The 8140-nt window shown below is 72.0% G+C and carries 8 protein-coding genes; 3 read left to right on the forward strand and 5 right to left on the reverse strand.

The window, feature by feature from the left end:
• Nucleotides 1-150: 150 nt before the first annotated feature.
• Together ACFXBC_RS26490 and ACFXBC_RS26495 are read right to left on the reverse strand one after the other, a co-directional pair.
• Entirely contained in the window at nt 151-1185 is a 1035-nt protein-coding gene (locus tag ACFXBC_RS26490; protein ID WP_385029412.1) for an ABC transporter permease, read from the reverse strand.
• Complete coding sequence (locus tag ACFXBC_RS26495; protein ID WP_385029415.1) at nt 1182-2165, reverse strand: ABC transporter ATP-binding protein; 984 nt, start codon at nt 2163-2165, stop codon at nt 1182-1184. Before ACFXBC_RS26495 ends, ACFXBC_RS26490 begins: the two co-directional genes overlap by 4 nt.
• 191 nt (nt 2166-2356) lie before the next feature.
• On the opposite strand from ACFXBC_RS26495, the gene ACFXBC_RS26500 reads away from it, so the two are divergent.
• Together ACFXBC_RS26500 and ACFXBC_RS26505 are read left to right on the forward strand one after the other, a co-directional pair.
• Entirely contained in the window at nt 2357-3562 is a 1206-nt protein-coding gene (locus ACFXBC_RS26500) for a sensor histidine kinase (protein ID WP_385029418.1), read from the forward strand.
• Nucleotides 3559-4215 carry a response regulator gene (locus ACFXBC_RS26505; protein ID WP_385029421.1) on the forward strand — a complete coding sequence of 219 codons (657 nt, stop codon included), beginning with the start codon at nt 3559-3561 and terminating at the stop codon, nt 4213-4215. The genes ACFXBC_RS26500 and ACFXBC_RS26505 overlap by 4 nt, the downstream gene beginning before the upstream one ends.
• A gap of 139 nt (nt 4216-4354) precedes the next feature.
• Here ACFXBC_RS26505 and ACFXBC_RS26510 read toward each other — a convergent pair whose 3' ends face one another.
• Both ACFXBC_RS26510 and ACFXBC_RS26515 read right to left on the reverse strand, forming a co-directional pair.
• Nucleotides 4355-5539 carry an RNA polymerase sigma factor gene (locus ACFXBC_RS26510; protein WP_385029430.1) on the reverse strand — a complete coding sequence of 395 codons (1185 nt, stop codon included), beginning with the start codon at nt 5537-5539 and terminating at the stop codon, nt 4355-4357.
• Nucleotides 5540-5547: 8 nt separating this feature from the next.
• Nucleotides 5548-5955: a YciI family protein gene (locus ACFXBC_RS26515; RefSeq protein ID WP_385029424.1), complete on the reverse strand. Its 408-nt coding sequence runs from the start codon at nt 5953-5955 to the stop codon at nt 5548-5550.
• A gap of 382 nt (nt 5956-6337) precedes the next feature.
• Here ACFXBC_RS26515 and ACFXBC_RS26520 point away from each other — a divergent pair, with 382 nt between their 5' ends.
• The gene (locus tag ACFXBC_RS26520; RefSeq protein ID WP_385029427.1) at nt 6338-7240 is read left to right on the forward strand and encodes a DUF3048 domain-containing protein; all 903 of its coding nucleotides are present in this window, start codon (nt 6338-6340) and stop codon (nt 7238-7240) included.
• Between the two features lie 12 nt (nt 7241-7252).
• Here ACFXBC_RS26520 and ACFXBC_RS26525 read toward each other — a convergent pair whose 3' ends face one another.
• On the reverse strand, nt 7253-7816 hold the full coding sequence (locus tag ACFXBC_RS26525) for a TetR/AcrR family transcriptional regulator (RefSeq protein WP_385029433.1): 564 nt from the start codon (nt 7814-7816) through the stop codon (nt 7253-7255).
• Between the last annotated feature and the right edge of the window lie 324 nt (nt 7817-8140).

An 8140-nucleotide genomic window follows, 5' to 3' on the forward strand; every position in this document is an offset into this window, starting at 1 on the left:
ACAGACTCAATGCAGCGGCCGGCGGTACGGTGGTTCTCATGACCACCGCTCCGGGCCCTCGGTCGGATCTGCCGCCCTCATGATTCACCACGGGACGCCACGCCGGTAGCGGGCGGCGTGGCGCCGGGGGAGTCCGCCGGAGGCAGCGGCTCACAGGAGTCGCTTGCGGCCCCAGAAGATGACGAAGGTGACGATGGCGGCGGTGGCGGCGAGCATGATGCCTGCTCCGAGCCACTGCATCGTGTGCATCTGGGACAGGGGGAGGTAGTCCATGGAGTAGCCGATGACGTGCTTGGACTCCAGGCAGGCGGTGTGCGCCTTGTCGTTGTCGATCTTGTCGAGGCAGGCGGTCCAGTCCAGGCGGCCTCCGGAGCTGGTGAGGAAGTAGGTGCCCTGGCCCTGCTGCACCGCCTCGGCGGGCAGCTTCGGCTGGGGGGCGTCGGGGCCGACGCCCTTGTCGGTGCTGACCGACAGCACATGCCCGAGGCTCAGCCGGAACCGGTCCCAGACGACCCCGATCGCCACCACGATGCCAAGGGTGACCACCATCGACACCAGCGTGCGGCGCAGCAGCATGCCGACCGCCACGCCCACGGCGAACGTGAGCAGCGCGTAGGCCACCGGCAGGACCCAGGTGACGTCGAAGAACGCGCCGCTGGTCCAGTCCAGCGTGTTGTCGACTCCCTTGACCGGCCCCCACCACCAGGTGAACACCACGGCGAGCACGGCGGTGGACAGCGCGATCAGCACGGCGGGGATGGTGAGCTTCGCGGCGAGCCACCGCAGCCGGCTGACGGACTGCGAGGTCACCAGCTTGGCGGTGCCGGACTCCAGATCGCCCGCGATGAGCGGGGCGCCGAGCAGGACGCCCGTCAGAAGAGGGACGTAGCCCAGATAGCCCCCGAAGCTGAACAGTCGGGTGGAGTACTCCTCAAGACCGGACGGCGGGCTGCCGTGCTTCTGCGGTGCCGAGTCCAGGAAGTCCACCAGTTGCCCGCGCAGCCAGACCATGGCGATCACGGCCAGGAGGGTGAGGCCGATGAGGGTCCAGAACGCGGCGCGGTGCTGGCGCCAGACGAGCCAGACCGGGCCGCCGAGCCGGGGACCGGTACGCCGGGGAGCGCGGCCGTTCCGCGGGCGGCCGGTGGGCGTCGGGCGGGCCGGGCCCTGGGTGAGCGTGGTCATGCGGTCACAGCCTTCTGGCGGTCGCGGGTGATGATGTCGTGGATGTCGCCGACGCGGGCGCTGGGGGCGATCAGCGCGGGCGCGTCGGGTGAGCGCAGATAGCCGAGCAGAAGCTCTTCCAGGGTGGGGGGCTCGGCCCGCCCGCCGTACTCGGTCCGGCCGTCGCGCCGCACCAGGAGGCCCGGACGGCCTTCGTCGCTGCGGGACTCGATCACCGTATGCGGGGCGACTGCGGGGAACGAGCCGCCGTCCGGGGCCAACAGGGCGTGTGCGGAACGCAGTTCGTCCACGCTGCCGGCGAGACGCAGCCCGCCGTTGGTGATGACGAGCAGGTAGTCGCAGATGTTCTCCAGCTCGGCGAGCATGTGTGAGGAGACGAGCACCGTCGTACCGTGCTCGGCGGCCTCCGCGGTCAGGGTGGCCATCAGCTCACGGCGTACCAGCGGGTCCAGATCGGACATCGGCTCATCGAGGATGAGCAGATCCGGGCGCTTTCCGAACGCCAGTGCGAAGGCGACACGGGTGCGCTGCCCGCCGGACAGCGTTCCGGTCTTCGCTTCCAGCGGTACCTGTCCCGCGGCGACGATGCTCTCCGCGACCTCCTGGTCCCAGCGGGGATTGAGCTCGTGGCCGAGCCGCAGGGTCTCGGCCACGGTGAAGCGCTTGAACAGCGGCTTCTCCTGGGTGAGGAACGCGGTACGCAGGACCGCCTCCGTCGACCCCGGCTCCGTGCCGAACACCCGCAGGGCGCCGGTCGTCGGCCGGATCATGTGGGTGGCCAGGCCCATCAGAGTGCTCTTGCCGGCGCCGTTGGGGCCGACCAGGCCGCAGACCCGTCCGGTCGGCAGCCGGAAGGAGACGTCCCGCAACGCCCAGCCGCGCCGGTACTTCCTGCCGAGGCCATGGGCCTCGATCGCCGACTCACCGGCGGGGTGCCCGTACCCCGTTCCACTTCCGTGGTGTGTCTGCGTATGGTCCATGTGTGGCTCCTGTGCGGGTCGCGGGTGGGGAACGGCCGTGGTGCACGCAGATGAGGGATGCACTGGATGGGGAACGCCGTCCGGTGGACACCACTCTTCTCCACCGGGTCCCGCGACGGATCGGGCGAAAGACAGATCCTTGCCGGCCGGCTGCGACTTTCGGCCGGTCGGCAGGGGGAACGACGAAAGAGATGGCGAAGGCGATGAACGGCACGGCCCCACCCATGGCCACCGGAGGGAAGGGGCGTGAGCGGATCATGCCCGTCACGGCGTGGCTGCTGCTGTTCCTGTGCCTGGCCGGGCTCGTCCCGCTGGACCTGGCGGGCGGCTTCTACGTGATCGACAGCTACGCCCACGCCAAGCCGTTCGTCGTGCTGCCGGCCGTCGTTCTCGTCGCTGCCTCGCCCCGGCTGGGCCGCCGGGCACTGCCGGTGGCCGCCTGCGTACTGGCGTGCCTCTCCCTGGGCCTCTCCGTCCTGTTCAGCCTCAGGACGGCGCCGGCCTCGCAGCCCCTGGGGTTCGCCGAACCGGCGGCGCTGGTGTGGCTGCTGCTGGTCGTCGCCCGACGGGGACAGCCCTCGTGGACGACGGCGGCCGTTCCGTTGCTGTTCATGGCGATCGTGGTGCGGCCGGTGTCGGTCTCGGTGCGGCAGTCCACCACCATCATGGCGCTGTTCTTCGCCCTGGCGGCTGTCATGGCGCTGGGGATCGGCCTCGGGATGCGCCTGCTCCTGGAGGACCGGCGGCGGCGGGCGGCGGCCCTGCGGCTGGAGCAGCGTACGGAGTTCGCCAGGGACCTGCACGACTTCGTCGCCCACCATGTCACCGGCATCGTGGTCCAGGCACAGGGAGCCCAGGCGATAGCGGACCGGAAGCCCGAACTGGTGCCACCCGCGCTCCAGCGGATCGAACAGGCCGGCTCGGAGGCGCTGACCTCCATGCGGCACATGGTGGGGATGCTGCGCGATGCCGAGGGCGAAGTGACCCTGACGCCGCTGGCAGGGCTGGGTGAAGTACGTACGCTCGTCGAGGAGTTCTCGGCCGTCGGCGGCGCCCACGCCCGGCTGGAGCTGGAGGGGAGCTTCGGCGATCTGCCGGTCGAGGTCTCCACGACCGCGCACCGGGTGGTGATGGAGGCCCTCACCAACGTACGCAAACACGCCCACGGCTGCACCGAAGTGCGGGTGCGCGTGGACCGCACGGGAGACCGGATCACCGTACGGATCAACGACGACGGACGGCCGCGTCATGTCTCCCACAGCGGTTTCGGGCTGAAGGGTCTGGACGAGCGGGTGGGCCTGATCGGCGGAGAGATCCAGGCAGGCCCGGTGACGGGCGGCGGCTGGGGCGTCGAGGCGACGCTCCCGGTCGCCACGGCAGGGGTGGCGGCGTCATGACGATCCGGGTGCTGATCGCGGACGACCAGGCCATGGTCCGTGCCGGGTTCGCGATGATCCTCGCGGCTGAGGACGACATCGACGTCGTCGCGGAGGCCACGGACGGGGTGCACGCCGTGGAACTCACCGAGCGCCACCGGCCCGACGTGGTGCTGATGGACATCCGTATGCCCCGGATGGACGGTCTTGAGGCGCTGCGCAGACTGACCCGCCCCGGCACCGTGAATCCGCCGAAGGTCGTGGTGGTCACGACGTTCGACGACGAGGAGTATGTGCAGCGCGCCCTGAGCGAGGGCGCGTCCGGTTTCCTGATCAAGGACTCGGGCCCGGCCCTGCTGGTCGAGGCCATCAGGGCCGCCGCCTCCGGCGAGGCCCTGGTGAGCCCGGCCATCACCGTCCGGCTGCTGCGCCGCCTCAGCGAGTCCGCGCCCGCCGCCCGGGAGCCGCACACCTCGCTCTCGGCGCGGGAGAAGGACCTGGTACGTCTGGTGGCCAGAGGGCTGACCAACGCCGAGATCGCCACCGGGCTGTCCATCTCGGTGGGCACGGTGAAGACCCACCTCGGCAATGTGCAGAGCAAGCTCTCGGCCCGTAACCGCGTGGAGGTCGCGGCCTGGGCCTGGGAGTCCGGCCTGGTCGAAGGGCGGAGGTAGGCCCTCCGGTCAAGGCGCGGGGCAGGGCCTCCCGGACGGTCGAGGGGCGGGGGAGGCCCTCCGGTCGAGGGGCGGGGCAGGCCCTCCCTGACGGTCGGAGGGCGGGCCGGGCCCTCCCGGACGGGCCGGGCCCGGCCCGTCAGCGTGTCAGGCCGGAGTTGAGGCGGGCCGCCTGGCGTGTCAGATGGTCCCGTTCGGCGAGGTTCGACGCCGTACGGGCCGCCTCCGCGTACAGCCGTGCCGCCTCCGCCGTATCGCCGTCCCGCTCATGGAGGTACGCCGCCACGGCGGACCGGCGGGGCAGTGATTCGTCCAGCTCCCTGAGGGCTGCCAGGCCGGCGCGCGGCCCGTCGGCCTCGCCCACGGCCACCGCGCGGTTGAGCCGGACGACCGGGCTGTCGGTCAGGTGTGCCAGCTCGTCGTACCACTCGACGATCTGCACCCAGTCCGTCTCCCCGGCGGTCGGCGCGTCGGCGTGGAGAGCCGCGATGGCGGCCTGCGCCTGGAACTCGCCCAGCCGGTCCCGGGCCAGGGCCGCCTGCAGAATCCCGACGCCCTCCGCGATCGACCGGGTGTCCCACCGGGTACGGTCCTGCTCGGCGAGCGGCACCAGGCTGCCGTCCGGCGCGGTCCGGGCGGCGCGCCGGGCATGGTGGAGCAGCATCAGGGCGAGCAGGCCCGCCACCTCGGGGTGGTCGATGGCGGCCGCGAGCTGCCGGGTGAGCCTGATGGCCTCGGACGCGAGGTCGACCTCGCCCGAGTAGCCCTCGTTGAAGACCAAATAGAGGACGCGCAGCACGGTGGCGACATCGCCGGGACGGCCGAACCTTCCCCGGGCGCCCGGCCCCGCTCCACCGGCGGGGACCCCCTGGCCGGAGACGGTGCGCTTGGCCCGGCTGATGCGCTGCGCCATGGTCGCCTCGGGCACCAGATAGGCATCGGCGATCTGGCGGGTGGTCAGCCCGCCGACCGCGCGCAGGGTGAGCGCGACCGCCGACGACGGGGTCAGCGCCGGGTGGGCGCACAGGAAGTAGAGGTAGAGCGTGTCGTCCACCGCGGACGTGGGTCCGGGCGGTGGTTCCTCGTGTACGGAGTCCTCACGCCTGCGGCGGGCGGTGTCCGCCCGTGTCGCGTCGAGGAACCTGCGCCAGGCGACGGTGACCAGCCAGCCCTTCGGATCCCTCGGTGGGTCGGCCGGCCAGCTGCGGACCGCCTCGACCAGCGCGTCCTGCACGGCGTCCTCGGCCGCCGCGAAGTCGGCTCCGCGGCGGACGAGGATCCCGAGCACGCTCGGTGTGAGGCTCCGGAGCAGGGCCTCGTTCACCTGTTCTGTCACTCCGTGATGGTGGGCGGCTCGGTCAGGAACGGGCGCAGCTCCAGCCACTCGTGGATCGGCTTCCCGCCCGCCCCGGGAGCGGCCGACAGCTCCCCGGCCAGCTCGATCGCGCGCTCCTGGCTGTCGACGTCGATCACCATCCAGCCCGCGATGAGGTCCTTGGTCTCCGCGAACGGGCCGTCGGTGACCGGCGGGCGCCCCTCGCCGTCGTACCGGACGAACATCCCGTCGGGTGCCAGCGCCTGACCGTCGACGAACTCGCCGGTCCCCTCCAGGCGGTCCGCGAAGTCCTGCATGTACTTCACATGGGCCGTGATCTCATCGGGCGTCCACTGGTCCATGGGGATGTTGTTGACCGACGCCGGGGCGCCTCGGTAGTGCTTGAGCAGCAAGTACTTGGCCATGGTGGTTCTCCTCGGTGCTGGTGCGGCCTGTTTCGGCTGCGTTCATAGCGGGGACGGAGCCGGTCACGCGTTCTCGACATCGCCGCCGGATTTTTTTCCGGATCCGGTCCGAAGCCGGAGTGGGCGGCTTTCCAGGACCGGCAGCCACCGGGCGGCCGAGCCGGGAGAATGCCTCGGGTGCGACTTTACGGTCTGCGGGTCCGGGTCTCATGGCGGCGGGCCCGGCGGACCGGACGGGGAGGGCCGCGGGCCCCTCCGGGAGGGGACCGCGCCCGGGTGGCCCCTCTCTGCGCCGGGTGTTATGTCCCGGTATCGTCCAGTGGGTCAGCGGGTGAGGAGGGCCGGTCGCGGGCCGTGGCCGGCGCGGGCATGAGGAGCGCGGATGTACGGACCGAAAGCACTCCGGGCGGCCGCGGCCGCGGCCCTTGTCGTGGGACTCGCTGTGGGCTGTTCGACCGGTGGTGGTGGCGGTGGTACATCCCGTTCCGTCCTCACCGGGAAGAGCGGGGCGGCCGGACGGGTGCTCGCCGTGAAGGTCGACAATGTGCGCGCCGCCAGACCGCAGACCGGGCTCAACGACGCCGACCTCGTGTACGCCATCGAGGTCGAAGGCGGGCTCTCGCGGCTCATGGCCGTCTATGACAGCGGCCATCTGCCCCCGACGGTGGGGCCGGTCCGCAGCGCGCGGGAGACCGACCTCCAGCTGCTCGCCGCGTACGACAGGCCCGCGCTCGCCTTCTCCGGAGCCCAGAGCAGACTGCTGCCCGTGCTCAGGAGCTCGGACATCGTCGTCCGCACCGGCACCGGCGCGTTCTTCCGCGACCCGGCCCGGCCTGCCCCGCACAACGAGTACGTCCGTACGAAGGGCCTCGCCGACGGCGCCGGAGTGGCCCGGGACATCGGGCTGCGCTTCGCCTCGAAGGCGCCCGGTGGCGGTCGGCAGGCGCCCGCCACATCGGTTTCGATGCCCTCCGCCGCCTTCACCTTCAGATGGGACGCGCCGCGGTACCGGGTCGTCATGGACGGCTCGGACTCCCCCTGGACCGCCGACAACGTCCTCATCCAGCGGGTCCGGGTCAAGGAGTCCCGCTTCCACAGCCGTACGGGGTACGTCCCGTTCTCGGAGACGGTCGGCAGCGGCTCCGGTGTGGTGCTGCGGGACGGGCGTGCGTACGACGTGCACTGGAGCAGGCCCACGTCCGGCGCCGGGACGACGTACACGCATGACGGCCGGACCCTGCCGCTGCGGCCTGGCAGGACCTGGATCGTGCTCGCACCCGCCTGACAGCCCGGTTCCTCAGGGCCTGCCGGTGACGCCGAGCAGCCGCGCCGCCGCCGACCGGGCCGACGCCAGGGCCGCCCGGCGGTCGGCGCCCCGCTGGCCCAGTGCCACCCGGGTGCTCAACCCGTCGAGCAGCGCCAGGAGTTCACCGGCGCGGCCCGGTACGTCGTCCACCGCGAAGCGGTGCTCCGCCACACCCCTGGAGAGGACCGCCTCAAGGTCCTCCTGCCAGCCGTGGTCCAGCTCCTCCTGGGCGGTACGCAGCTGTTCGTCCGAGCCGGCGCGCGCCCACAGCTCGATCCAGAGCATCCAGCGCGGGTCCCGCGGACCCTTGGGCAGATACAGCTGGAGGAAGCGGTCGAGCCGGCGCGGCGCGGCGGTGCGGCCCGCGAGCAGCGTCCTGCGTTCCCCGGTGAGCGCGTCCTCGCTCCAGCGCAGCGCCTCAAGGAGGAGCCGGTCCTTGCTGCCGAAGTAGTACAGGATGTGGCCGCCGCTGGTCCCCAGGCGTTCGGCGAGCGCGGACATGGTGAGTGCGGCGAGCCCGTTCTCGGCGATGGCCGTCATGGCCTCTTCGAGCATCCGGTCCCGTGCGATCCGCCCGTCCTTGCGATGTGCCACTTCCGCCCCGCTCACGCTGGTCTGCTCCGGACACCGACGACCCTATCCCCGGCCGGGGGCCGTCAAGTCGGCCGGAGGTCTTGACGTTCCACCGGTGCGGGGCGCATCTTGAATGCCGTTCTAACACTTAGAACGGCATTCAAAGTGTGGCCGCGGAAAACGGAGGCTCGTATGGCGCGACAACCGACGGACGTCACCGACCGGAGCGCACGGCCGGGCGAGGGGGGGGGGGGGGCGGCCGGGGGCCGCGCGCGGCCCCCCCCGCCCCGCGGCGGGGCCCCGGGC

Origin of the sequence: Streptomyces sp. NPDC059398, from assembly GCF_042751845.1 — a bacterium.
In the GTDB taxonomy this organism is placed as follows: domain Bacteria; phylum Actinomycetota; class Actinomycetes; order Streptomycetales; family Streptomycetaceae; genus Streptomyces.